The organism is Streptomyces sp. NPDC127068 (assembly GCF_042724695.1).
In the GTDB taxonomy this organism is placed as follows: domain Bacteria; phylum Actinomycetota; class Actinomycetes; order Streptomycetales; family Streptomycetaceae; genus Streptomyces.
The window spans coordinates 1-23983 of sequence record NZ_JBHXEN010000071.1 but is presented as its reverse complement, the minus strand read 5'-3'; the positions used below and the strand labels follow the sequence as shown (position 1 = coordinate 23983).

19 protein-coding genes are annotated in these 23983 nt (G+C 70.9%); 6 read left to right on the top strand and 13 right to left on the bottom strand.

Translation table 11 applies throughout. The features are described from left to right. Positions 1-61: 61 nt before the first annotated feature. Positions 62-3250 (bottom strand): AMP-binding protein, encoded by a 3189-nt coding sequence (locus ACFWIA_RS31690; protein ID WP_387010700.1) that lies wholly within the window; start codon positions 3248-3250, stop codon positions 62-64. A 538-nt stretch (positions 3251-3788) separates the two neighbouring features. Here ACFWIA_RS31690 and ACFWIA_RS31685 point away from each other — a divergent pair. Continuing rightward, complete coding sequence (locus ACFWIA_RS31685; RefSeq protein ID WP_387010699.1) at positions 3789-4856, top strand: polysaccharide deacetylase family protein; 1068 nt, start codon at positions 3789-3791, stop codon at positions 4854-4856. Positions 4857-4997: 141 nt separating this feature from the next. Here ACFWIA_RS31685 and ACFWIA_RS31680 read toward each other — a convergent pair whose 3' ends face one another. From ACFWIA_RS31680 to ACFWIA_RS31650, 7 genes are all read right to left on the bottom strand, one after another. Further along, positions 4998-5777 carry an ABC transporter ATP-binding protein gene (locus ACFWIA_RS31680; RefSeq protein ID WP_387010698.1) on the bottom strand — a complete coding sequence of 260 codons (780 nt, stop codon included), beginning with the start codon at positions 5775-5777 and terminating at the stop codon, positions 4998-5000. Further along, the gene (locus ACFWIA_RS31675; RefSeq protein ID WP_387010697.1) at positions 5774-6574 is read right to left on the bottom strand and encodes an ATP-binding cassette domain-containing protein; all 801 of its coding nucleotides are present in this window, start codon (positions 6572-6574) and stop codon (positions 5774-5776) included. The genes ACFWIA_RS31680 and ACFWIA_RS31675 overlap by 4 nt, the downstream gene beginning before the upstream one ends. Continuing rightward, on the bottom strand, positions 6571-7461 hold the full coding sequence (locus ACFWIA_RS31670) for an ABC transporter permease (RefSeq protein ID WP_387010696.1): 891 nt from the start codon (positions 7459-7461) through the stop codon (positions 6571-6573). The genes ACFWIA_RS31675 and ACFWIA_RS31670 overlap by 4 nt, the downstream gene beginning before the upstream one ends. Before the next feature lie 14 nt (positions 7462-7475). Beyond that, complete coding sequence (locus tag ACFWIA_RS31665) at positions 7476-8441, bottom strand: ABC transporter permease (protein WP_387010695.1); 966 nt, start codon at positions 8439-8441, stop codon at positions 7476-7478. Continuing rightward, positions 8441-9964 (bottom strand): ABC transporter substrate-binding protein, encoded by a 1524-nt coding sequence (locus ACFWIA_RS31660; protein WP_387010694.1) that lies wholly within the window; start codon positions 9962-9964, stop codon positions 8441-8443. The genes ACFWIA_RS31665 and ACFWIA_RS31660 overlap by 1 nt, the downstream gene beginning before the upstream one ends. Before the next feature lie 52 nt (positions 9965-10016). Further along, positions 10017-10757 carry a DUF1684 domain-containing protein gene (locus ACFWIA_RS31655; protein WP_387010693.1) on the bottom strand — a complete coding sequence of 247 codons (741 nt, stop codon included), beginning with the start codon at positions 10755-10757 and terminating at the stop codon, positions 10017-10019. Positions 10758-11294: 537 nt separating this feature from the next. Continuing rightward, complete coding sequence (locus tag ACFWIA_RS31650; RefSeq protein WP_387010692.1) at positions 11295-11567, bottom strand: hypothetical protein; 273 nt, start codon at positions 11565-11567, stop codon at positions 11295-11297. A gap of 1548 nt (positions 11568-13115) precedes the next feature. Here ACFWIA_RS31650 and ACFWIA_RS31645 point away from each other — a divergent pair. Beyond that, a complete protein-coding gene (locus ACFWIA_RS31645; protein WP_387010691.1) occupies positions 13116-14438 on the top strand; it encodes a glycoside hydrolase family 18 protein in 1323 nt (440 codons plus the stop codon). Between the two features lie 90 nt (positions 14439-14528). On the opposite strand, the gene ACFWIA_RS31640 is transcribed toward ACFWIA_RS31645, so the two are convergent. Then, positions 14529-15068, bottom strand: coding sequence for a TetR family transcriptional regulator (locus tag ACFWIA_RS31640; protein WP_387010690.1), 540 nt, complete (start codon positions 15066-15068; stop codon positions 14529-14531). A 146-nt stretch (positions 15069-15214) separates the two neighbouring features. Here ACFWIA_RS31640 and ACFWIA_RS31635 point away from each other — a divergent pair, with 146 nt between their 5' ends. Further along, the gene (locus tag ACFWIA_RS31635) at positions 15215-15628 is read left to right on the top strand and encodes a PPOX class F420-dependent oxidoreductase (RefSeq protein WP_387010689.1); all 414 of its coding nucleotides are present in this window, start codon (positions 15215-15217) and stop codon (positions 15626-15628) included. A gap of 28 nt (positions 15629-15656) precedes the next feature. Further along, positions 15657-16502, top strand: coding sequence for an SDR family NAD(P)-dependent oxidoreductase (locus tag ACFWIA_RS31630; RefSeq protein WP_387010688.1), 846 nt, complete (start codon positions 15657-15659; stop codon positions 16500-16502). Between the two features lie 181 nt (positions 16503-16683). Here ACFWIA_RS31630 and ACFWIA_RS31625 read toward each other — a convergent pair whose 3' ends face one another. Further along, positions 16684-17817, bottom strand: coding sequence for an alkene reductase (locus ACFWIA_RS31625; RefSeq protein WP_387010687.1), 1134 nt, complete (start codon positions 17815-17817; stop codon positions 16684-16686). A 196-nt stretch (positions 17818-18013) separates the two neighbouring features. On the opposite strand from ACFWIA_RS31625, the gene ACFWIA_RS31620 reads away from it, so the two are divergent. Further along, positions 18014-18952, top strand: a complete 939-nt coding sequence (locus ACFWIA_RS31620) for a LysR family transcriptional regulator (RefSeq protein ID WP_387010686.1) — start codon at positions 18014-18016, stop codon at positions 18950-18952. 551 nt (positions 18953-19503) lie between these two features. Here the strand turns inward: ACFWIA_RS31620 and ACFWIA_RS31615 are convergent. Together ACFWIA_RS31615 and ACFWIA_RS31610 are read right to left on the bottom strand one after the other, a co-directional pair. Next, complete coding sequence (locus ACFWIA_RS31615) at positions 19504-20013, bottom strand: hypothetical protein (protein ID WP_387010685.1); 510 nt, start codon at positions 20011-20013, stop codon at positions 19504-19506. Between the two features lie 263 nt (positions 20014-20276). Beyond that, positions 20277-21704 carry a dihydrolipoyl dehydrogenase family protein gene (locus tag ACFWIA_RS31610; RefSeq protein ID WP_387010684.1) on the bottom strand — a complete coding sequence of 476 codons (1428 nt, stop codon included), beginning with the start codon at positions 21702-21704 and terminating at the stop codon, positions 20277-20279. A gap of 36 nt (positions 21705-21740) precedes the next feature. Here ACFWIA_RS31610 and trxA point away from each other — a divergent pair, with 36 nt between their 5' ends. Further along, complete coding sequence (gene trxA / locus ACFWIA_RS31605; RefSeq protein ID WP_387010683.1) at positions 21741-22310, top strand: thioredoxin; 570 nt, start codon at positions 21741-21743, stop codon at positions 22308-22310. A 141-nt stretch (positions 22311-22451) separates the two neighbouring features. Here the strand turns inward: trxA and ACFWIA_RS31600 are convergent, their stop codons facing one another. Continuing rightward, the gene (locus ACFWIA_RS31600; RefSeq protein ID WP_387010682.1) at positions 22452-23888 is read right to left on the bottom strand and encodes an aldehyde dehydrogenase family protein; all 1437 of its coding nucleotides are present in this window, start codon (positions 23886-23888) and stop codon (positions 22452-22454) included. Between the last annotated feature and the right edge of the window lie 95 nt (positions 23889-23983).

Sequence of the window (23983 nt, the reverse complement as noted above, 5' to 3'; positions counted from 1 at the left end):
TCAGGACGGGCGGTGCCCGGAGCAGGTGCCGAACGAAGCAGGGCGGTGGTCGGCGCGCGCGTCAGGAACCGGCGGCCGTGATCAGGGCCGCGCGGAAGTCGTCGGCGAGCGAGCTGATCACCGGCTCCTCGAAGGCGAGCGCGTTGTACTGGATCCAACAGTTCAGCGACCCGTCCGGCTGCTCGACCACGGTCAGTTCGGGCACTCCGAGGTCCCCGCCGGGCAGCGGCCAGGGCACGGTGGTGCCGCGCGGCAGCTCCCACGGTTCGCAACGCAGGCCGGGCAGGTGCGCTTCGGCGGCCCAGCTCTCGTACCGCAGCCAGGCCGGGAACGCCACCACGTGCGGCTTGAACTCGGCGTACGGGTACATCTGGTGGTCGAGCGCACCCGTCACGGCCCGTCGGACCCGCTCGGCGAGTTCGGCGAAGCCGGGGCCGCCGGAACAGTCCACGCGCACCAGCAGCGACTGCACCAGACAGCCGACGGCCTGCTGTGCCTCGGCCCTGGGCCGCCCGGGGACCGGGGTCATGAGCACCAGGTCGGGGCTGTCGGCACGGGAGGTGAGCAGTCCGCTCCACAGGGCGGCGACGGCCATGAACGGGGTGACGCCGAGCGCGCCCGCCCGCTCCCGCAGCCGTCCGGCGGGTCCGGTCGCGAGGGTGAAGGGGTGCGCGACGGTGTGCACGCGGTCGACGGGGCGCCGCCCCGGGAAGGGGTCGAGCGCGGACGGGGCGCCCGCGAGCGCGGTGGCGAAGTGCCGTCGGCCGCGCTCCCAGCGATCGTTGGCCCAACCCACCAACTCCGGGTAGGACACGTCGGGTTCGGGGAGTCGGGGGGTGCGGCCCCGGCGCAGGGCGTCGTAGACGAGGCTGAGTTCGCGCAGCAGGACACCGATCGACCAGCCGTCGGCGACCATGTGGTGCACGGCGAGCACCATGATGTGTTCCTCGGGGCCACGGGTGACGACGAGCAGCCGGACCGTCGGGTCGGCGGCCAGGTCGGTGAGTCGGTCCCGCTCGGCGATGAGCAGGGCGTTCACCTCTTCGTCGGTGGCGCCGGGGGCGTCCATCAGGGTGACGCGGGTGTGGGCCTCCGCTTCGAGCACGGTGCGGACCAGGCCGCGCAGGTCGCCGGGAACGGGGACGAACCGCGTGCGGAGGGCGGGGTGGCGCCGTACGAGCAGGGACAGGGCGGGGTCGAGCAGCTGGCGGTCCAGCGGGCTGGTGATGCGGAAGAACGCGGTGACGGCGCCGACGTCGCGGCCGTCCTCCTCGGCCATCCAGGCGAGGAAGTCCTCCTGCTGGCTGGTGAGCGGGACCTCGTGGCGCTGGGCCCGTAGGGCGCGCAGATAGGGCGGGAGTTCCGGGTCGGGCGCGCCGCCCTCGCGGCGGTCCGCGGGGGTTCGCGGACCGGGTGTCCGTTCCCGGGCCGTCTCCTCGTCCAGCCAGGCGGCCTGGGCGCGCAGTGAGGGGCGGCCGAAGACGAGGTCGGCACCGGCGTCGACGCCGAACCGGTCGCTGACGGCGGTGGCGAGGTGCACGGCGCGGAAGGAGTCGCCGCCGAGGGCGAAGAACTCGTCGGCCGTGTCGCGTACCGGGCGGCCCAGCACCTCCTGCCAGATCGTGGCGAGGCGCAGTTCGGTGGGGGTGCCGGGGGGCCGAGCGGTGACCGTGGCCCGGACATCCGTGGCCGCGGTGCCAGCGGTGCCCGCCGTGTGTTCCTCGTCCGTCGCGAAGAGCGGGCGCAGCCGGCGTTTGACCACCTTGCCGGAGGCGTTGCGCGGCAGGTCGTCGGCGAGCAGGACGCGCACGGGCAGTTCGGCGCGGGCGAGGCGGGTGCTGAGGAAGAGGCGTAGCGCATCGAGGTCCAGACCATTGGCGGTGGGGACCACTACGGCGACCGGTACGGACCCCATGACCGGGTGGGGTACGCCCAGTGCCGCCGCGTCCGCGACGTCCGGGTGCTCGTGCAGCGCGTCCTCGATGCGGAGGGTGGAGACCTTGAGCGCCCCGGACTTGATGACGTCGCTCTCGCGGTCCACCAGGTGCAGATAGCCGTCCTGGTCCAGGCGCCCGAGGTCGCCCATCCGCACCCAGCCGTCGCGGAACACGGTGGTGCCGGCGGCCGGGTCACCGGCGTACGAACGCGGGGGTCCGGGCTGGCGCAGCCAGATCTCGCCGGTCGCACCGGGCGGTACGGGGTCGCCGTCCGGGGCGAGGATCCGCAGGTCCCGGGGGTCGGTGGGGCGACCCACCGCTCCGGGCGGGGCCTGGCCGACGACGGCGGAGAGTTGCGCGGGAGCGGCCTCGGACGAGGTGTAGACGTTGACGACGGTGGCCTTCGGCAGGGCCTGGTCGAGGGCCTGCGCGACGGGGACGGGGAGCGCGGCGGCGGAGGAGCTGAGCAGCAGGACACCGGAGAGGTCGTGCCGGTCGGGCACACCGGAGTTGAGCAGTTCGATCGCCATCGACGGGACGAGGAAGACGGTGCCGACGTCCAGTTCCTCGATGGCCCGGCCGAACTCCTCGGCGTCGAACCGCGGGAGGACCACGGTGGTGGGCGCGCCGGTGAGGGCGCTGATGAGCATCACCTGACCGGCGTTGGTGCCGATGGGGAAGGAGTGCAGGGCATGGCGCGAGTGGGCGTAGGGCCGGGGGCGGGGATTGAGGCGTTGGCCGGCCGTGAGGTTGGCGTGGGAGGCGCGTACGCCCTTGGAGTCGCCGGTGGTACCGGAGGTGCCGACGACCTGGGCGAGGTCGCCCGGGGCGGGACCCGTACGCCGGCGGCCGAGCGCACCCTGGGGGCCGGCGGAGGTGTTCCCGGCCGCTTCGACGTCGGCCAGCGACAGGTCCGTTCCGCCCAGGGCGGTTCCCCACGGGGGCAGTTGGGCCCCGCGCAGGACCGTGGTGGCGCCGCAGGTCGTGGCGAGCCGTACGGCCTCCGGTTCGGCCAGGTCGGCGCGGAGCGGCAGCGCCGCCGCTCCGGCGTAGTGGACGGCGAGGATCGCGACCGCGTAGGCGTCCCACTCCCGGTCGGTGAAGCGCAGGGCCACGAGTTCGCCGGGTCGGACGGCGCCCTCCAGTTCCCGGGCGGCCCGGACGGCCCGCTCGCGCCAGTCGCCGTAGGTCAGCGTGCCGCCGCCGCGGACCTGGATCGCGACCCGGTCGGGCTGTTTCGCGGCCCGGGCGTCGAGCAGGTCGGGAACGGTCAACGGTGCGGGCTGGGCGTTGATGATGTCCTCCAAGAGCATGGTCCCCGGGGGAGGTTGGTCCGGGAATGCGATGACACAGGAGACGTTCACGGGCATGGCGCGCAGATGTTGCCCTTGGATATGGTCTGGACCTTCGGCAGGGCATGCGAACAATAGCGTGCCGGTGTCGCACTTGTGTCGCAATGATGGAGAGTTCGTGGACATCGGTGGGCGTCGGGCACGTTGGCCGAGCTCACCGGAACCCGATCGCAGCAACAAAACCCCTGTTCAGAAGGGGTGCACCAGCCAACTCCGCCAAGAGCCGGAGCCAGGAATCCTGATCGACTCCGGCCATCGCCCCATCCGCACCACCAGGGTCCCCCGTCCCACCGGAAGCCGGGATCCCCAACCGTGCCCACCTGCAACGACGTTCCGCATCCGGCCGTCCGCGCAGCCGGCTCCGATCCCGGCCCCCTGCGTACGCACCCCCGTACACGCACCCGCTCGCCCGCCCGCCAGTACGTCCGTCCGGGCCGTCCGGCGGAACGGGCACGTCGGGGCCGGTCCGTCCGATCCCCATCCCGAGGAGGAAGAACGCATGCTGTACGCGGGAATCGCCTGGTCAGCCGACGGCTACGACGTGGAGGTCATCGACGCCGAAGGGGTCCGGGTGACGGCCCCGACCCACTGGGGTGCGGAGCGCGTACCGGAGTTGACCGCCTGGCTCGGGGCGCCCGGCCCGACGTCCGAGCCTCCCCGCGCCGTCGTCGTGGAGAGCACCAACGGCCTCGTGGACGGCCTCTTCACAGCGGCCGACCTGCCGGTGTACCGTGCCGACCCCTGGGTGCTCCCCGAGCGGCCCGACTTCGGCTCCGTACCGGCGCGGGCCCTCGCCGAGCGGGCGAGGACCGACCTCGCGTCCCTCTCCCCGCTGACGGCGGAGGGCGGCGGCCAGACCGGTCGGGACGACGACTACCACGGCGGCATCCGGCGCAGCACCGCGCACGAGGCGGAACTCACCCGGGCGGGGCGGTGGTTCCGTCACGGACCGCGCGACCGCCGTGAGATCGCCCTGACCTTCGACGACGGCCCCGATCCGGTCTTCACCGGCCAGGTGCTCGACATCCTGGCCCGCTACGGCGTGCACGCCACCTTCTTCTGCGTGGGCCTGCATGTGAACGCGCTTCCCGACGAGGTACGGCGGATCGTGGACGCGGGGCACAGCCTCGGCAACCACACCTGGTCGCACCCGTTCCTGCCCGATCTGAGTCCACGCCAGTTCCGGCTCCAACTGGAGCGGACCGACGAGGCGTTCGCCCGTGCGGTGGGCCGGGTCCCGGTGGTCTTCCGACCGCCGTACGGCGCGCGCACCCCGGAGACCCTGGGCGAACTCCTGTCCGGCGGGCCCGCCCTGGCCCTGTGGGACGTCGACTCGTGGGACTGGGCCCGCCCAGGTCCCGAGAAGATCGCCAGAACGGTGCTGGACCACGCCGGGCCGGGCTCCCTGATCCTGATGCACGACGGCGGCGGCGACCGCCGCCAGAGCGTGGCGGCCCTGCCGGCCGTGATCGAGGGGCTGTTGGAGCAGGACCTGCGCTTCGTGGCGGCGGACGCGCTGAGGGGCGGGGCGGAGGCGGAGAGCGCGGGCGCGCACCCCCGGGAGTGACGGCCGGGGTGCGGGGGGCGCTGCGGCCGGGTGGCGATCGCGACGCTGTCGGGCCGGCGCACCTCGCCCCGGCCGAGGTGCGCCGGCCCGTGGGCCCGTGGCGCCCCCACCACCACAGCGGCGCCGCAACCCGTAGCGCCGCTACACCGGCAAGCGCGGAACGCTCGACATCAGACGCTGCGTGTACGGGTGCTCCGGCGCCCCCAGCACCTGGTCCGTCGTCCCCTCCTCCACCACGCGCCCCTTCTCCAGCACCGCCGTGCGCTCGCACAGCGACGCCACCACCGACAGGTCGTGGGAGACCATCACCAGCGTCAGACCGCGCTCCTCGCGCAGTGCGTGGAGGAGGTCCACGACCTTGACGCGGGTGGTGACGTCCAGCGCGCTGACGGGCTCGTCGGCGAGGAGCACCCGCGGGTCGCACACCGTCGCGCGGGCGATCGCGATCCGCTGCCGCTGACCGCCGGAGAACTCGTGCGGGTAGCGGTCGGCCGCGTCCGCCGGCAGACCGACCGCGGCCAGCGCGGCGGCCACCTTGGGCGCCGCCGTGCGACGGTCGTCCAGGCCGAGCGAGCGCAGCGGCTCGGCCACGGTGTAGCCGATGCGCCGGCGCGGGTCGAGCGAGGAGTACGGGTCCTGGAAGACGCACTGCACGCCGCGCCGGAAGCGCCGCATCAGTGCGCGGTCCCGCAGGCGCAGCTCGGCGCCGTCGAAGCGGACCGCGCCCGCGGTCGGCCGGGCGAGCCCGAGCAGCAACCTGAGCAGCGTGGTCTTGCCGGTGCCCGACTCGCCGACGAGCGCGAGGCTCTCCCCGGGGGCGACGGAGAGGTGGACGTCGCTCACGACGGGCGCGGCGCTGCCCCGGTACGCGTAGGAGACGCCGTCCAGCTCCAGCACGGGCGCGGTCCTGGTGGGTGTCATCGCGTTCTCCGTCGGTCCAGGGCGTGCTCCAGCTGGCGTGCGCTGTCCACCAGGGACGCGGTGTACGGGTCGCGAGGTGCGTGCACCACGTCGTGCACGGTGCCCTCCTCGATGGCCCGGCCGTCCTTGAGGACGATGACCCGCTCCGAGGTCCGCGCCACCACCGCGAGGTCGTGGCTGATGAACAGCAGCGCCATCGCCCGTTCCCGGACCAGTGCGTCGAGCAGGTCGAGCAGGTCGGACTGGACGGTGACGTCGAGCGCGGTCGTCGGCTCGTCGGCGATCAGGAGTCGGGGGTCGCAGGCCAGGGCCATCGCGAGGGCGACCCGCTGTCGCTGACCGCCGGAGATCTCGTGGGGGAAGGAGCGGGCCAGCCGTTCGGGTTCGGGGAGCCGGACCTGGCGGAGGGCTTCGACGACGGCCCGGCGCAGCGCGGCGCCCTTCAGACCGCGGTGGCGGGCGAGGGGTGCGGCGATCTGGCGGCCGACGCGCATCAGCGGGTCGAGCGCGGTCAGGGGCTCCTGGAAGACGATCGCGGCCTCTTTGCCCCGTACCGCGGTGAGTTCCCTCTCGGTGGCGCCCAGGACCTGGGTGCCGGCCAGTTCGACGCTGCCGGTGGCGGTCATCCCCTCGGGCAGCAGGCCGAGGGCGGCGAGCGCGGTCAGGGACTTGCCCGACCCCGACTCGCCTATCAGGCCGAGGCGTTCACCGGGGGCGATGCCCAGGGACAGGTGGTCCACGAGGGGGCGCCCGTCGGCGGCGCGGATGACCAGGTCGCGGACGGCGAGGATGCTCATGCGGACCTCTCGCGGGTGGTCGGGTCGAGGGTGTCGCGCAGCCCGTCGGCGATCAGGTTGACGCCGATGACGAGGACGACCAGGAGGATGCCGGGGGCGAGCGCGCCGATCGGGGCGGTGGTGAAGGTGGCCTGGGCCTCCAGCAGCAGCCGGCCCCAGGACGCGTTGGGCGGCGGCGCGCCGAGCCCGAGGTAGGACAGGCCCGCTTCGGCGAGCACCGCCAGCCCGAACTGGAGCGCCAGGTTCACCGCGAGGGTGGGCCAGATGTTGGGCAGGACGTGACCAGTCACGATCCGGCCCCAGGAGGTGCCGGAGGTGCGGGCGGCGGTGATGTAGTCCTGCGCCAGGACCCGTTTGACCAGGATGCGCACGAGTCGTGCGACGACCGCGCTCTGCGCCAGGCCGATGGCGAGGACCGCCGAGCCGAGGGTGCCGGAGCGGGCGGCCACGACGAGCATCGCGAGCAGCAGCGTCGGGAAGGCGATCAGGATGTCGAGGAAGGCGGAGAGGGTGTCGTCCAGCCAGCCCTGGGCGAAGGCGGCGAGCACGCCGAGCACCAGCCCGAGGGTCGCGGCGATCAGGACGGAGCCGAGGCCGGCCTGGAAGGCGATCATGGCGCCGTTCATCACCTGGGTCAGCAGGTCACGGCCCAGCTTGTCGGTGCCGAGGAGGTGGTCCCCGTCGGGCCCGGCGAGCCGTCCGCCGGAGGTGTCGTCGGTGGCGTACGGGAGCCAGCAGAGGGCGACGAGGGCGAGCAGGGCGATCGAGCCGGCCAGCGCGCAGCCGACGATCAGGGTGTACGAGCGCCGGGTGGTGCGACGCTCGGTCCCCGTCTCGGCGCGGCCGGGCCCGGTGGTGGTCCCGGCCGGGGCGGTGCTCGTGGTCACGGGTTCGAGGGACGTCACCGGGGGCCTCCCGACAGTCCGGCGCGCAGGCGCGGGTCGACGATCCGTTGGACGAGGTCGGCGGCGAAGCCGATCAGCAGGACCGCGAGGGTGGACACGAACAGCACGCCCTGGATCACGGGGTAGTCGTGCTGGGTGATGCCGGTGGTGAGCAGGGAGCCGAGCCCCGGCAGGGCGAAGACGGACTCCACGACGACCGCGCCGAGCAGCGTGGAGGCCAGTTCGATGCCGAGGATGGAGATGACCGGTACGGAGGCGTTGCGCAGCCCGTGCCGCCACATCGCACCACCGAAGGAGGACCCCAGTGCGCGTGCGGTGCGCAGGTGGTCGCTGCCGAGGACGTCGAGGGCGGCGGAGCGCACGTACCGGATCAGGGACGCGCTCATCACCAGGGCGATGGTGATCACCGGGAGGACGAGCGAGCGGACCGCTTCGCCCGGCTGGGCCCAGCCGTCGGGCGGGAAGCCGCCGGCGGGGAACCAGCGGGCGTTCACCGCGAGGACCACGACCAGGATCATGCCGAGCCAGAACACCGGGATGGCGATGCCGAGCTGGGAGACGCCGTTGAGCAGGGCGCCGTACCAGGTGCGCCGCTTGTGGGCGGCGAGGAATCCGGCCGGTACGGCGATCAGCACGGCCAGCACGAACGCGGCGAGGGTGAGCGGGAGGGTGACCCTGAGCCGGGTGGTGACCTCGGGCCCCACCGGCAGCGAACTGACGAAGGAGGTACCGAGGTCACCGCGGACCAGCTGGCCGATCCAGTGGACGAACTGCTCTAGCAGGGGACGGTCCGAGCCGATCGACGCGCGGGCGGCGGCGATCTGCTCGTCGGTGGCTCCGACGGCGGTCAGCGCGTTGGCCGGGTCGCCGGGGAGCATCCGCAGCAGGACGAAGAGCACCACGCTCGCCAGGGCCAGCGAGACCAGCAGGAAGGCGAAGCGTCGCAGGGCGTAGCGCGCCATCAGCCCTTCTTGATGTCGTAGGCGTAGAACTGCGAGTTCAGTCCGTTGAGCGGGTAGCCGGAGAGCCGGGTGTTGGCGACCACGATCTGCGGGTAGAGGTAGAGCCAGTCGCTGGCCGCGTCTTCGGCGGTCTTGCGGTTGACCTTCTTCAGCAGTTCGGTCTGCTCGGCGGCGGTGGAGGACTGTTCGGCCTTCTCGACCCAGGCGGTGACCTGCGGGTCGTCGTAGCCCCAGTAGAAGTCCGGGTTTCCGTACCAGACCAGGTCGCGGTCGTTGACGTGCTCCTGGAGCGTGGCCTGGAAGTCCCGGTTCTTGTAGACCTTGGTGTACCACTCGTCCGGGGTGATCGTGTTGATCTTGACGGTGATGCCGACCTTGGCGAGCTGGGAGGTGATGAAGGTGGCGGCCGTGGGGTGCGGGTCGTAGTTGGGGGTGTCGAGGGTGAGGCTGAAGCCCTTGGGGTGGCCGGCTTCGGCGAGCAGCTTCTTGGCGCGCTCGGGGTCGTGGGCGTCGATCGCGGTGAGGTCCTCGTACCACGGGTCGGTGGGCGGGACCATGGAGCCGATCAGCTTGCCGTGGCCGCCCCAGACGGACTCCAGCAGCTTCTTGTCGTCGATGGCGAACGAGACCGCCTGGCGGACCCGGGCGTCGTCGAAGGGCTTGGCCTTGTCGTTGAACGCGAGCAGCAGCTTGGTGGTCGAGTTGCCCTCGGTGACCTTGTAGCTGGGGTTGTTCTCGAACTGGTCGAGGGCGTCGGGCGACTGCTCGCTGGTGACCACGTCGACGGCGTTGGTCAGCAGGGCGTTGTTGAGTGCGGTCGCGTCCTTGAAGTAGCGGAAGACGACCTTCTTGTTGGCCGCCGCGTCGCTCCAGTAGTCAGCGAAGCGGTCCAGGCTCAGCGCGGAGCCGCGGGTCCACCGGTCGAGCCGGTAGGGACCGGTGCCGTCCTCGCTCTGCTTGAGGTCCTTCGCCTCGGAGCTGACGATCCACACGTAGGTGAGGTTGTAGACGAAGGAGATCGACTTCTGGGAGAGCTTGACGGTGACCGTGCGCGGGTCGGGGGTGGCGATCGACTTCACCACGGAGAGGTTCTTCTTCCGTGCCGACTGGGAGTCGGGGGCGAGCACCCGTTCCAGGCTGTGCTTGACGTCCTGGCTGGTGAGCTTCTTGCCGCTGTGGAAGGTGACCCCGTCGCGGAGGGTGAAGGTGTAGGTCAGGCCGTCGGCGCTGATCCGGTGGGACTCGGCGAGGAGCGGTTCCACCTTGCCGCCGTCGGTGAGCTTGAACAGCCCTTCGTAGACGTTGCCGTGGAGGGCTTCGGTGACGCCCTGTCCGCCGCCGCCGGTGTTGTCGAGGTTCTGCGGCTCGTAGAGGGATCCGATGTTCACGGTGGCGTTGGGGTCGTGCTTGCCGCCGGAGGTGGCGCCGGTGGAGTCGCCGGCGCAGGCGGTGAGGGCGAGGGCGAGGACCGCGGCGGTCGCGGCGGAGAGGGCGGAGGAGGTGCGAAGGCTCTTCGTGTTCATGGCAGAAAAGTGCGCTTTCGTGCTGCGGCGGTCGGAGGTGCCGGGGGTCGGATCAGTGCTGTGCGGGGACGCCGCCGCGGAAGACGGGACGCTTCTCACCGGCCGCGACGGGCAGGTGGAAGCGGTTCTGCCGCGGCGGCATCGGACAGTTGTACTGATCGGAGAATCCGCAGGGCGGCACGAAGGCCCGGTTGAAGTCGAGGCGGACGGTGTCCTCGCCGGTGCGGTCCACGAAGAGGAAGCGACCGGCGCCGTAGGTGCTCTGTCCGTTGGTGGGGTCGCCGAAGACCAGCAGCAGCACGCCGTCGTCATCGAAGGCGTTGAGGGTGTAGTCGCGGCCGTCGACGGTCAGCCGGATGTCGCCGGGCACGACCAGGTCACGGGTGCCGCCGTTGTCCCGGATGTGCTCGAAGGCGATCTTCCGGGCCCCGGCGACGGGGGTGTACGTGGCGTCCAGCACCCACGCCGGGTCGTAGGGGAAGACCTCGGTGTGTACGAACGCGCGGATCGCGGGGGCGTCGGCGTCCCAGAAGCGCAACCCGCGCTCGGGCTCGCCGGTGACGAGGTCGGTGCGCTCGACGGTGGTGACCGTGACGGTCGCCGGCTGCCCGGCACGCTCGGCCGCCGGGTCGGGGAGCTGGCCCGCGGGGAGCCAACGGGTCTCGACGAGGGCGAGGTTGCCGGTCGCGGAGGTGACCGCGCGCCGCCGCTCGGCACACCACGCCTCCCACTCCCGCACGGGATCGGGGGTGGGGCGCAGGGGAACGGCGGGGTGGGACACGGCAGCACTCATTCACATAGATGTTCGACGGAATCACGATCAAACGTCACACAGCGTGAGGTTCAACCCAAACTTTGATCTTTATCTTCCATAAGGCGGACTAATGTCAAGTGATGACACATAGCGAGACGGAGTAGGAAACGGGCCGCGGAGCGGTACAGGTCGACAGCGGCACGCCGGAGGACAGCGAACCCCCGCCCAACACCCTCTGGCCAGCGGCTACTTAGTACGAGGCCGGCTCCCGGCGAACGCGGCGAGGGGCAGCGGACGCAGTTCGCGCCCGCCGGCTTCTGAGACGGTCGCCACACTCGGGCACAGCGCCCGCCCTCCTCCTCAAGGTCTGCCCGCCGGCGTTGCGGGCGCGCAGCACCTCGGCCCGTTCGACGCGGTGCGCCACCAGTGGGCCATCAGCCCGAGGGGGACTCGCCTCGCCCAGGACGGCTTCTCCTTGCCGGCCCAGCCCGCACGAGGTGCGGGGCGGGCCGGACAGCGGGTCCACCCCCAACCGCTCTGCCAGTCAGGGGTTCGGGAACGCGCTGCACTGGAAGGTCAGCCGCGCCGGACCCACAGCTCGTGGTCCGGGGCACTGCCACAGGAGTACTCCAACGCGTGCCCGACCCGGACCAAGGCCTGCCCCGTGAAGTGACAGTTCGTCGCGGAGTAGTACGAGCCGTAGTTCAGCCAGACCGACTGGGCGGCGGTGGGCGCGGCGGGTGCCGAGGGCGCGACGGGTGCCGCCTGGGCGGTGGGTGCGGTGATCAACGCGGCGCCCGCCAGGGTCGCCGCCACGGCCGCGACGGAGAACGTTCTGCGAATCGACATGATGTGTGAGCTCTCCTTACTTCCCCATGGTGCGCCGGGGCCCCCGCCCCGGCTGCGCTGAAGCTTGTCCCCGTGGGCTCCGACGATCAACGGGAAGCGCGCGTTCCACGACGAATTGGCCGATCCACTGACCGTGGCCGAATCCATGTGCACATCCCAGCGAACCGGGCATCGCGCTGACCGGACGCCCGCATCAACCCTGCGGTCGAGGCGGCCGGGCCCGGTGAACGGTCGGCTCCGGAAAACAGCCGCACCGGTGCTCCGGTGCGTTGGCGACGGCGGACAGCTGCGCAAGGCGGCGGACTCCAGCAAGGCATCGACCGCAACCGTCGTAGTACCCGTTCCCTACCCCTGCACCCATGCAGGTGAACTATTCTACCGGTGACTCATTCATCAACGCACGAGGTGCCCTTGCGTAGAATTCTTGATTCCTGCGAGGCGGAGGTCTCGCCGAGTTATCGCATTCTGGGCCTGGTGGATACGAGCGTGGATACCTATTCGCCACATACGGATCGCTCCAACTGGCTCCTCTCCGCTCCAGGCATGGTCTACTTACAGGTGCCACCTCAGGTGATCAGGGCGTCCGTGCGACTGGAGAGTTGGTCTACTGAACCGCTTCAAAGCAGTGTCAAGTGGTCCGGGGAAGCGGACGTGGAGGTGGAACTTCCCAGTGGTTACCTTGCGCTGCAAACCATTGACGCAGGCCAGTGGGAAGTCCCGCTCACTCTCCCTTCGCCCGGATTGTACGGAATGCGATGGCGTTGGGTGTTCAACCACGAGAGGGGCCCCTTCACCTCTCCATTGACAAGCCCTCGCGAATCCCTCCTCATGCTTCCTGAGCGGCAAGAAGAACTTAACGGTGCGGATCAGTACTGCCTCGTCCAGATCTGGCGCATCGCTGCCAGCAAAGAGACAGGGTGACAAAGGGCGCGCGCCGGTCCCCTCTGACTCTTCTGCCGCGCGGGCCAGCCCACCAGAAGGCCACCGCGTAGCCCCGGCGGAGTAAGGCTCGACGAGCCCGTCGCTCGCGACCCGACCCCCGCGACACAAGACTTAGCGCGGCCACCCCTCCCTACACGTCCCCAGCAGTCGCCGCAAAAGACACACCGCAGCCCGCCCCTTTGGACCCGTCGGCAAGAGCCTGAGATTCGCAGCCACACAGGGCGAGCGCGGAAAGCCGTCCGGCAGCGAAGGGGATCGATGACTCCGGAGTCACGCGGCAAAGCGGACGAGTCAGGCACCCGAAACGAGAGCACGTGAAGGATCAGGCATGCTCTCCACGCCCTGCGCGGCGAGGGCGAGTCGCTCACTCGCGAACCGGACGGGGTCCTGGGCGAGGGAACCGAGTTCGTCTACCGCTCCCACAGCCGAACCGCGGCGCATCAGGTCAAGCGGCAGAGCCAGCACGCCAGTTGGCGCTCCATCAGTTCCCAAGAGAGTCGGGCCACTTCGTGCGGTCCGGCCTCTTGTGTGCACCCCCGGCATGGACTAGACCTCTTCTCGCGATCGGTACAGATCATCTGACCCCACTCAGACAAGGCCACCAGTATGTTCAGACGCACCTCCGCGTTCCTGGCGACGGCTCTGCTCGCCTCGCTCGTCGCGGTCCCCGCGACCGCTCACGCCGATGACGACGACAGCCGCCGGCTGCCCGGCCACCGCGTGGCCTACTTCACCGGGTGGAGCGCCTACAGCGGCTTCTCCGCCAAGAAGGTCCAGGACTCGGGCCAGGCGGCGAAGCTGACCGTGATCAACTACGCCTTCGGCAACATCTCCCCCGAGGGCACCTGCTTCGAGGACAACCTGGCCGACCAGGCCGACGCCTGGGCCGACTACCAGCGCCCGATCGGCGCGGCCGACTCGGTGGACGGCGTCGCCGACGCCTGGGACCAGCCGTTGAAGGGCAGCTTCAACCAGCTGCGGAAGCTGAAGGCGAAGAACCCCCACCTGAAGGCCGTCATCTCGATCGGCGGCTGGGGCTGGTCCAAGTACTTCTCGGACGTGGCCGCCACTGACGCCGCGCGCAAGAAGTTCGTCGCCTCCTGCGTCGACCTCTACATCAAGGGCAACCTGCCGCAGCTGGGCTCGCTGGAGGGCGGCCCGGGCAGTGGCGCGGGCGTCTTCGACGGCATCGACCTCGACTGGGAGCACCCGGGCGGCGACGGCCTGCCGGACAACTCGGTGCGCCCCGAGGACGGTCGCAACTTCACCCTGCTGCTGGCCGAGTTCCGGCGGCAGCTGGACGCGCTGGGCAACGGCGAGCGGGGGCGCCACCTCCTGACGGCGGCCGTCGCCGCCAACACCGACGTCGCGGACCGGCTGGAGCTGCGGAAGGTCGCCCGCCACGTGGACTACCTGAACCTGATGACCTACACCATGCACGGCTCCTGGGAGCCGCAGGGCCCGACCAACCACCAGGCGAACCTCTACACCGACCCGGCCGACCCCTCCGGCATCGACTACAGCTACAGCGCGGACCGGGTCGTGCGGCACTACCTGGCCGGCGGCCTGCCGGCCCGCAAGGCAGTGCTCGGGGTGCCGTCCTGGGGCTACGGCTGGACGGGAGTGCCCGCCGGGACGAAGAACGGCCTCTACCAGCCCGCCACCGGCATGTCCCCGCGCGGCGGCGGCCAGCTGCCCTACAAGGCCATCAAGGACCTACCGGGCTCCGTGCACACCGACCGCAAGCACGGCGCGGCCTGGAAGTACGACGGCACCGAGTTCTGGACGTACGACACCCCGGCCACCGCCGCCCAGAAGGCCCGCTACACCCAGCGGAACGGTCTCGGCGGCGTGATGGTCTGGTCCCTGGACGGGGATGACGCCCAGGGCTCGCTGATCGCTGCGCTGGACCGCGGTCTGCGGCGCTGACCTGCGGTTACGACCCGGTGGCGGGCGGGGCGACCCGGCCGCCACCGGATGCGCGTCCGCATAGACAGACTCCTCACGGCGCACGCCCGCTCAGGCCGGGCGGAGGCCCGTGGTCAGTGACTGGACCACCATGTCGGCCCCCTGGGCGTTCGTCAGCTCCGGCATCTCGTGCGCGGCCATGGTGGTGAGATGAACGAGTAGCGAGCGGGCCCAGCGGTCGGGAAGCCCGGGGCGGATGACGCCTTCGCGCACCGCGCGATCCATGAAGCCGTCGAGCCGCTCCAACAACCGGCGGAGACGATCGACCCCCGCCTCATCCTGTACCTGCCGCACGTCCACCGGCAACCGTCTGCTGACGGCGATGATGCCTTCCGCATAGCGGTGCAGGGCGACCAGCACGGGCGCCTCGGTCAGTCGCGCCTCGGCGACGACCTGCTCGCAGGCATCGAGCTTGGCGGTATGGACTGCGGCCAGGAGCTCCTCGCGCGTGGTGAAGCGGCGGTAGACGGTGCGCCGGTCGACCCCCGCCGCCGCCGCGATCGCCGCGATGCTCGTACCGGGGTCGGTCGCCAGCAGGCGCGCGCCGGTCCGGAGGACTGCGTCCAGGTTGCGTTCCGCGTCAGCTCTCATCGTGATCCGAAGTCTACGGGGAACGGCAAATGAACCATCAATCACCCCATCACTGTTGCATACCTTCACTTAAATGCCTCATAGTTGTGGCACTTGATTCATTCGACGCGTCTGTCGCAGCGTCTGCACTCAGTCAGGAGTCACGCGTGAGCCCGGTCCACCTGTCCGTGAAACTCAAGGAGGCCCTCGATGCCCGGATCTTCGTCACTGTGGCGACCCTGCGGCCCGACGGGAGCCCGCACCAGTCGGTGGTCTGGATCGGGAGGGAGGACGACGAGCTCTTCCTCGTGACCGGTGTCGACAAGGTCAAAGTGCGCAACCTGCGGCACGATCCACGGCTGGGCGTCATGGTGAACCCGCCGGACGAGCCGTACGAGTACGCGTCGATCAGCGGCACAGCCCGGTTCGAAAGCCCGGGCAGCCGCGAGCGCCTGGACCAACTGGCCGTCAAGTACACCGGCATGCCCTACGCCGAGCACAACCCGGAATCCCACGCGGCCCTTCCGGAACTGGTGACCGTCCGTATCGCTCCCGAGAAGATCGCGGCACGGTTCCTGTGAGCCGGGGGCACGAGCGAGGAGTACCGCGGTGAAGACCTACGTCATCACCGGCGGCACGGACGGCATCGGCGCGGCCGTCGCCCGCACCTACTTGGAAAGAGGACAGGAGGTGGTGGTGGTCGGACGCGACGCGGAGAAGGGCGAGGCATGGCTGGAGGCCGCGCGACGACACGATGCGGCCTCCCGGACGCACTTCCTCCGCGCCGACCTGAGCCTGCTGTCCGAGACCGGAGCACTGCTCGACACGCTCCGCTCGTCCTTCGCGAAGGTCGATGCCCTGGTGCTGTGCGCCCGGCACTTCCGTACCACCCGCCTGGTCACGGCCGAGGGTTTCGAGAACACCTTCGCCCACTTCTATCTGAGCCGATTCGTCCTGAGCCACGGGTTGACCGGCCTCCTCGATTCCGCCGATGCCCCGGTCATCGTCAATGTCGCAGGGCCCGGCGGCGCAGGGAAGATCCACTGGGACGACCTCCAGCTCGCCCGGGAGTACGACGGGCACACAGCTCTCACACAGGGCGGCCGGCTCAACGACCTGCTCGGCGTCGCCTACGCGGACCGCCGGCCAGGGACGAAAGTGCGGTACGTCCTGTTCCACCCGGGAACGGTCAACACCGGATTCTCCGGGGAGTACACCCCGGAGACCCTGGCCCGGATCGCCGACGTCCGCAGAACCGCCCAACCGGTGGAAGAAGCCGTGCTCCCGATCATCCGAGTGCTCGACAGCCCACCCGACACCGCACTCAGCGCCTTCGTCCGGGATACGCCCCTCCTCCCACAAGGCCCCGGGTTCTCGGTCGAGCAGGCCCGCCGACTGCATCTGCGCACCGAGGGGGTGCTGGCGGGCCATGCCCTGGACACGAGGAGCAGTTGACACGGCGCACTGTGCGTGTGGTGTGAGCGACGGTCAGCCCTGCCTGTACGCCTCCAGCAGCCGCCGCAATGGACACACCGTAGCCGAACCGCGCCAGTCTCCTACGAGGACCACCGATCAGACGCACTCGCCTCTCCATGGGCGACCTCCGGCGAGCCCACTCCCCAGTTTGATGTCCGCCTCAGGACCGGGTGTCGCCGTGCCAGTTGACCATCGGGTAGTCGAGATAGCCGTTCACGTCGCCCGAGTAGTAGGTGACCGGGTCCCCGACCGTCAGGTCCCGGTTCATCGCGAAGCGGGCGACGAGGTCGGGGTTGGCGATGAAGTGCCTGGCGAACGAGACCGCGTCTGCGATGCCTGCTTCGATGACCGCGTTCCCGGAGCCGTGGTCGAAACCGAGGTTGGCGATCAGGGGGCCGTCGAACAGTCGTCGGTAGCGGGCGAACGCCTCGAAGTGGGGGGCGTCGTCCGCAGCGGCGGGCTGCCTCCCCTGGAGGTGCAGATAGGTCACGGGTCGGTCGCGCAGCTTCGTCACCAGTTCGTCGTAGTCCGCGAGGGTCCGGTCGTCGGGGGTGAACAGCTCGCCGACATTCCAGTAGGGCGAGAGCCGGACACCGATGCCGCGGCTGTCCCACGGCTCGGCGACGGCATCGATGATCTCCAACAGCAGGCATCGCCGCCCGGCGGGGTTCCTGCCGTAGGAGTCGGTGCGGCGGTTCAGCCGGGGATTGAGGAACTGCGGTATGAGGAAGGGACCGACGGCATAGACCTCGACCCCGTCGAACCCCGCGCGCCGTGCGTTCGCCGCGGCCGAGCGGTAGTCGGTGATGGTGCGCTCGATGTCCGCAACGCTCATCTCGCGGGGCACGACTGTCTTCTGGAAGCCGTTCGCCGTAAAGGACCGCTCCCGAGGGTTGACTGCGGACGGCCCGGCGGGCAGCTCTCCCCGGAGGTGATCAGGGTGCGATACGGCCCCGCTGTGCCAGAGCTGGAGCACGATACGGCCGCCGAGCGCGTGGACGACGTCGGTGACCCGCCGCCACCCGGCGATCTGCTCCTCACTGTAGACGCCGGGGACGTTGGCGAAGCCGATGGCCTGCTCACAGACCCAGGTCCCTTCGGTGATGATCAGCCCGGCGGCGGCCCGCTGGGCGTAGTACGCGGCGTGCAGTTCCGTTGGCACCAGCCCTTCGTTGGCCGCGCGAGCACGGGTGGCCGAGGCCATCACCACCCGGTTGGGCAGCACGAGGTTCCCGAAGTCCGCACGCCGCAGCAGCGGCTGGTCGAGGGCGGTCGGCTGAACGGTGTTCGTCATGGACTTCTCCGCATCATGGGTCTCTCCTGCCGTCGAGGCGGATTCCGGGCCCGGGACCGGACGTAACATCTCCCCCGCCTCCTGGCGGGGTGAGTCGCTGCTCGTATCCACGAATCGCTCTCGGTTCTCGGCTCTTGGAATCACTCTCGACGAGACCTGCGTTTGCATCCAATACCTGCATCTATAACCTGGCGGCATGGATGTCGACACCCGGCTGTTGCGCTACTTCGCCGCCGTAGCGGCGGAGGGGACCCTCACCCGTGCCGCAGAACGGCTGTTCGTGTCCCAACCGGCGCTGACGAAACAGATCAGGCAACTGGAGGCCCAGCTCGGCGTCACGCTGTTCGCTCGGTCCCGGGCCGGCATGGCCCTCACCGAGCCGGGCCGGGCACTGCTGGCACGTGTGCCCGCGCTGCTGGCCGACTGGGACCGCGCGGCGCGGGAGACGAAGAGGACGGCCGCCCGAGCGGCCCGCGTGCTTCGGGTCGGCTTCGTGGCCAGCGCCGCCAACGAAGCCACTCAGCAGATCATCGCGTCGTTCGCACGTCGTCGGCCGGGCTGGAGGGTCGACATGCGGCAGGCCGCGTGGTCGAACCCGACAGCCGGACTCGCCGGTTCGAACGTCGATGCCGCTCTGCTGCGGCTGCCCTTCCCCTGCCAGGACACCCTGCGCGTCGAGGTGCTGTTCACCGAGGACCGCTGGGTCGCGCTTCCCACGGCCCACCCGTTCGCCACACGGGACCTGATCCCCTTCCGGGACCTGTGGGAGGAGCCGTTCGTGGCAGCCCCACCGGAGACAGGCCGGTGGCGGGAGTACTGGCTGGCCACCGACGAACGCGAGGGCAGCCCGGTCCGCATCGGTGCCGTCGTCGACCAGCCCGACGACTGGCTCAGCGCGATCGCCAACGGCTACGGCATCGCACTCACCCCCGAATCCTCAGCCCGTTTTTACGTCCGCCCCGGCATCACCTACCGTCCCGTCAGCGGCGTCAGCCCCAGCCAGGTCGCCGTGGCCTGGGCACCCGTCGACGACACCAACCCCGTCGTCCAGGACTTCGTCCACTGCTGTCTGGACGAAGGACTAGACGAAGGACTAAAGGACCGAGGACACGATCACCCTGGCCGGAATGGGTGAGCATCCCCTCGCCACTGGTCTCGCGAATGCGACGATCGGCGGCGCCTCGGTGCACGCCGTCGACCAGCCGGGCTTCCCTCCTGCCCAGGAGGAGTCGGGCCGGGGCCTCCGCCACCGAGTGGGGCACGGGAGGGACACCGTTTCCCGGCCGGCACCTGGCTACCCCTGCCTGTATGCCTCCGGCAACCGCCGTAAAGGACACACCCTAGCCGCCACGCCACAGGCATCGGCAGGCCCCCGGGCGGGCAACACGGTGCCCACGACCGGCCGACGCGGGAACCGCGACGGCCGACCGGCGCGACGGAGCTCCCGCATCGGCAGCAGCGGCTCGATCACCGCCCACTGGACATCCGTCAATGACAAGTCGCAGGAACCCTGGCGGCCTTCGCCGGGGTCGGCCACCGGGAGCGGTCCCGCGGCCGTGGACGACACCGGGTGTCGGTACCGGCTGCGGTCAGGGCGCCGGCCCGGTGGGCCGCGGCGATTCCGGCGACAACGACCGCCGCACTCCAGTGCCGGTCGAGATCCGGCGGAGTTCCTGAGCCGGTGGTTCAGGAAGCGTGTCGCCCCGAGCCATCGGTGTCGACGGCAGCGGCGTCACTCACGTCCTCCACCCTCAGAGGCCGTTGTCCGCTGAATGCGATCACGAGACCGTAGGGGTCACAGACGGGCAAACGCCCCTCGGCGAAACGCAGGTGCCACTCGTCGGCGTAGAAGTTGAGTTGTGGAGCACCCAGAGGAAAATCCGCGTCCGGCACGCTGCGGTAGGACTCCGATTCCGCTTCGGTGAGACCGAAGAATTCCGGGTCTGCCTCCAACGCCTCCCGCACGAAGCGGAGCCCCGTCTCCAGGTAGTGATCGAGACTGCCGAGTACCTCTCCGACCAGGACAAGATCGGCCGCGTCGATATCATCGGTGCCTTCGAGCAGAAGGTTGACCTCGACGAGGCCACCGTACAGCCCGCTCTCCGGCACCTGTTCCACGCTCCAGACCCTCAGTTCATCGGGTCCCCGTTCGAAGCGCAACCATCCGATGCCGCTACGGAAGACGGTCGAGGACACGGTTACCCCATCTCACGGAACTCAGGGCGCAGGCCGCCATGCCCAGCCTTCCCCCATACGGAGAAGGCACTGACCAGTGCGTGCAGTAGCCCTCACCCCTCGTCAAGAACCCCGGCACGCCGCAGCGGATGAACGCTCCGGACGGCACGGCACCTTTGCATGTCCGCAGAGTGCCACAGCGAGAGCCGCCCCCGCACAATCCTTCGTTCCCCGGGCCGCCAAGGGATCACCGCGTCGCCTCAGCGGCGGAAGACTGAGAGCGACTACCCCTGCCGGTACGCCTCCAGCAACCGCAACCACACCTCGCTGATCGTCGGGTACGACGGGACCGCGTGCCACAGGCGTTCGAGGGGGACCTCGCCGGCGATGGCGATCGTGGCGGAGTGGATCAGCTCGCCCACTCCGGGGCCCACGAAGGTGACGCCGAGGACGACCTCCCGGTCCAGGTCCACGACCATCCGGGCCCGGCCCCGGTAGCCGTCGGCGTAGAGGTAGGCACCCGACACGGAGGCGATGTCGTAGTCCACGGCGCGCACCCGGTGGCCCGCGGCCTCCGCCTCGGAGAGGGTCAGCCCGGCCGCCGCCGCTTCGGGGTCGGTGAAGACGACCTGGGGGACGGCCGCGTGGTCGGCGGTGGCCGCGTGGGCGCCCCAACGGTCCGATTCCAGGATCGGCACCCCCTGGGCGCGGGCGGCGATCGCGGCGCCCGCGATCCGGGCCTGGTACTTGCCCTGGTGGGTGAGGAGCGCACGGTGGTTGACGTCGCCGACGGCGTAGAGCCAGGGGTGGCCTTCGACCCGCAGGCTGTCGTCCACGGGCAGCCAGTCGCCCTGGGGGAGCCCCACCGTGTCGAGGCCGAGGTCGTCGGTGCGGGGCGCGCGGCCGGTGGCGATCAGGAGTTCGTCCGCCTCGATGCGCTCGCCGTCGTCGAGGGTGACCGTGACGGTGTCCCCCGCGCGCGCCACGGACCGCACCGCGGTGCCCGTCCGGACGTCGGCGCCGGCCTCGCGCAGGGACTCGGCGACGAGTTCCCCGGCGAAGGGCTCCATGCGCGGCAGCAGCCGGTCGCCGCGCACCAGCAGCGTCACCTGCGAGCCGAGGTGCTGCCAGGCCGTCGCCATCTCGACCCCGACGACTCCCCCGCCGACGACGACGAGCCGCCCCGGTGCCCGGTCCGCGCTGGTGGCCTCGCGGCTGGTCCACGGCTTGGCGTCGGCGAGGCCCGGCAGGTCCGGCAGCACCGCCCGGCTGCCGGTGCAGACGGCGACCGCCTGGCGCGCGGTGAGGACGTGGGTCGCGCCGTCGGGCCCGGTGACCGTGACGCGGCGGGGACCGGCCAGCCGGCCGTGGCCCCAGTAGAACCGGGCGCCGGTCGACTCCAGCCATGCGACCTGGCCGTCGTCCTTCCAGTGCGCGGCCACCTCGTCCCGGTGGGAGAGGACCGCCCGGGTGTCGAGCGGTCCGCGCACGGCGGCGGACAGCCCGGGGGTGCGGCGGGCGTCGGCACGGGCGATCACCGGCCGCAGCAGTGCCTTGCTGGGCATGCAGGCCCAGTAGGAGCACTCGCCGCCGACCAGTTCGTTCTCGACCACCGCCGTGCTCAGCCCGGCCGCGCGGGTCCGGTCGGCCACGTTCTCCCCCACCGGGCCCGCGCCCAGCACCACCACGTCGTACTCGGTCGTTTCCGTCATGGGGACAGTCTGGACGCAGGTGTGCGCGGGAGCCACATGGGTACGCGCCGGGTGGCCGGACGGGTCCCCCGCCGGTGGATGGCTCCGGGTGACGGGGCGACCCCGGTGGGGGGCGCCGCACGGAATATCCCGGTACCCGTCGCCGTTGTGCCGAGCGGTGCCGACGGGACCCCAGGAAGAACCAGCCCCGAGACCAGGAAGCAGGCGGCGGACATGAGCAGGACCGTGGAACTGACCAAGGAGAACTTCGACCAGACGGTCACCGACAACGAGTTCGTGTTGATCGACTTCTGGGCGGCCTGGTGTGGTCCGTGCCGTCAGTTCGCCCCGGTCTACGAGCAGGCCGCCGAGGCCAACCCGGACCTGGTGTTCGCCAAGGTCGACACGGAGGCGCAGCCGGAGCTGGCGCAGGCGTTCGGCATCCAGTCGATTCCGACGCTGATGATCGTCCGTGACCAGGTCGCGGTGTTCTCGCAGCCCGGAGCGCTGCCGCAGGCCGTGCTCGACGACGTGATCGGTCAGGCGCGGGGGCTCGACATGGACGAGGTCCGCAAGTCGATCGCCGCGGAGGAGAAGCAGACCGAGGCGTCGGGGCCGAACGTCTGATCCGCTGCACCGGCCGGTTCCACGGAGCCCGGTGACCGTAGCCATAGACATAGCAGTCACGGCCGGTACCCCTCGTGATCCTCGGGGTACCGGCCGTGACGTGCGTACGGGGACGGGGCGGGCGTACGTGCGGGGACGGGTTCAGAACGGGTAGGCGGGTACGTCCCCGTCCACGGTGGTCCAGCGCAGTTCGGTGAACGCGTCGGCGTTGGCGTCCCCGCCGAAGCGGGCGCCGGTGCCCGATCCGCCGGTTCCGCCGAAGGGCGCCACCGCCTCGTCGCCGATCGTCTGGTCGTTGATGTGCACGATGCCGGTGGGTATGCGCTCCGCGAGCGCGAGACCGCGGGCGGCGTCCCGGGTGACGATGCCCAGGGAGAGTCCGTACGGATCGGCGGCGGCCAGGGCCGCGGCCTCGTCCAGGGTGGCGAAGGGACGGACGGGGGCGACGGGCCCGAACACCTCGCGTGCGTAGGCCGGCGCGTCGTGGTCGACCCCCGCGAGCACGGTGGGCCGGTAGAAGGGGCCGTCGTGACTGCCGCCCGTGAGGAGCTTCGCGCCGGCGGCGACACTGGCAGTGACCAGTTCGTGTACGGCGCGCGTCTGCCCCCCGTCTATGAGCGGACCGAGGTGGACCTGCTCCCGGTGCGGGTCACCGACGGTCAGTGCGTCGGCCTTGGCCGTGAGTCGCTCCACGTACTCCTCGTAGAGGGAGGCGTGCACCAGGTGGCGGCCGGTGGTCATGCAGACCTGTCCCTGGTGGAAGAAGGACCCCCAGGCCGCGGCGGACAGCACGGTGTCCAGGTCGGCGTCCTCCAGGACGACGAACGCGGAGTTGCCGCCGAGTTCGAGGTGCGCCCGCTTGAGGTGGCGGCCGGCGGTCTCGGCGACCGAGCGGCCCGTCCGGGTGGAGCCGGTGAAGGAGATCACGGGGACGTGCGGGTCGGCGATGAGCCGCTGCCCGGTGTCCGGGCCCCCGGGCAGCACGTGCAGCAGGTCCGCCGGTAGTCCGGCGGCGGCGAACACGGCGGCGAGCGCGAGGCCGCCGCAGACCGCCGTCCGGGGGTCCGGCTTCAGCAGCACGGCGTTGCCGAGTGCGAGCGCCGGTGCGACCGAGCGGACGGAGAGGATCAGCGGGGCGTTGAACGGGGCGATCACACCGACAACTCCGGCCGGGACCCGCTGGGTGTACGAGAGCCGGGGGCTGGCGCTGCGCAGTACCTGCCCGGTGGGCCGGGAGGCGAGCGCGGCGGCCTCGTAGCACTCCTGGGCGGCCACTCCCAGCTCGAAGTCCGCTTTCCCCGGTATCGAGCCGGACTCCCGGACCAGCCATTCCCGCAGTTCGTCGGCGTGTGCGGTGAAGAGGTCCCCCGCCCGCCTGAGCACCGCGGCCCGTTCGGTGTAGGGCAGTCGCTCCCATCCCGTCCGGGCGGTTGCGGCCCGCGCGGCGGCCGTGGGCACGTCCTCGTCCCCGGCGCGCCGCACCTGTCCGAGTACCTGTCCGGTGGCCGGTTCCACCACGTCGTACGACGGCCCGGTCAGTGGGGGTGACTGCCAGGTCAACGGGTCGAGCAGGGTCATTGCCGGTTTCCCTTCGCCGTGGGTGTCGGTGCCGGTGGTGCTGTGGTGCGCCGCGCACGTGCGGGCCGGGCGGTCGCGGTGACGTGGAGCAGCGA

Excerpts from the sequence above, each read along its gene's own strand:
- ACFWIA_RS31610 (WP_387010684.1), bottom strand. The coding sequence starts at position 21,704 with ATGACGGAAACGACCGAGTACGACGTGGTGGTGCTGGGCGCGGGCCCG.
- ACFWIA_RS31650 (WP_387010692.1), bottom strand. The coding sequence starts at position 11,567 with ATGTCGATTCGCAGAACGTTCTCCGTCGCGGCCGTGGCGGCGACCCTG.
- trxA (WP_387010683.1), top strand. The coding sequence starts at position 21,741 with ATGGGTACGCGCCGGGTGGCCGGACGGGTCCCCCGCCGGTGGATGGCT.
- ACFWIA_RS31685 (WP_387010699.1), top strand. The coding sequence starts at position 3,789 with ATGCTGTACGCGGGAATCGCCTGGTCAGCCGACGGCTACGACGTGGAG.
- ACFWIA_RS31680 (WP_387010698.1), bottom strand. The coding sequence starts at position 5,777 with ATGACACCCACCAGGACCGCGCCCGTGCTGGAGCTGGACGGCGTCTCC.
- ACFWIA_RS31690 (WP_387010700.1), bottom strand. The coding sequence starts at position 3,250 with ATGCTCTTGGAGGACATCATCAACGCCCAGCCCGCACCGTTGACCGTT.
- ACFWIA_RS31665 (WP_387010695.1), bottom strand. The coding sequence starts at position 8,441 with ATGGCGCGCTACGCCCTGCGACGCTTCGCCTTCCTGCTGGTCTCGCTG.
- ACFWIA_RS31660 (WP_387010694.1), bottom strand. The coding sequence starts at position 9,964 with ATGAACACGAAGAGCCTTCGCACCTCCTCCGCCCTCTCCGCCGCGACC.
- ACFWIA_RS31620 (WP_387010686.1), top strand. The coding sequence starts at position 18,014 with ATGGATGTCGACACCCGGCTGTTGCGCTACTTCGCCGCCGTAGCGGCG.
- ACFWIA_RS31625 (WP_387010687.1), bottom strand. The coding sequence starts at position 17,817 with ATGACGAACACCGTTCAGCCGACCGCCCTCGACCAGCCGCTGCTGCGG.
- ACFWIA_RS31600 (WP_387010682.1), bottom strand. The coding sequence starts at position 23,888 with ATGACCCTGCTCGACCCGTTGACCTGGCAGTCACCCCCACTGACCGGG.
- ACFWIA_RS31675 (WP_387010697.1), bottom strand. The coding sequence starts at position 6,574 with ATGAGCATCCTCGCCGTCCGCGACCTGGTCATCCGCGCCGCCGACGGG.
- ACFWIA_RS31645 (WP_387010691.1), top strand. The coding sequence starts at position 13,116 with ATGTTCAGACGCACCTCCGCGTTCCTGGCGACGGCTCTGCTCGCCTCG.
- ACFWIA_RS31640 (WP_387010690.1), bottom strand. The coding sequence starts at position 15,068 with ATGAGAGCTGACGCGGAACGCAACCTGGACGCAGTCCTCCGGACCGGC.
- ACFWIA_RS31655 (WP_387010693.1), bottom strand. The coding sequence starts at position 10,757 with ATGAGTGCTGCCGTGTCCCACCCCGCCGTTCCCCTGCGCCCCACCCCC.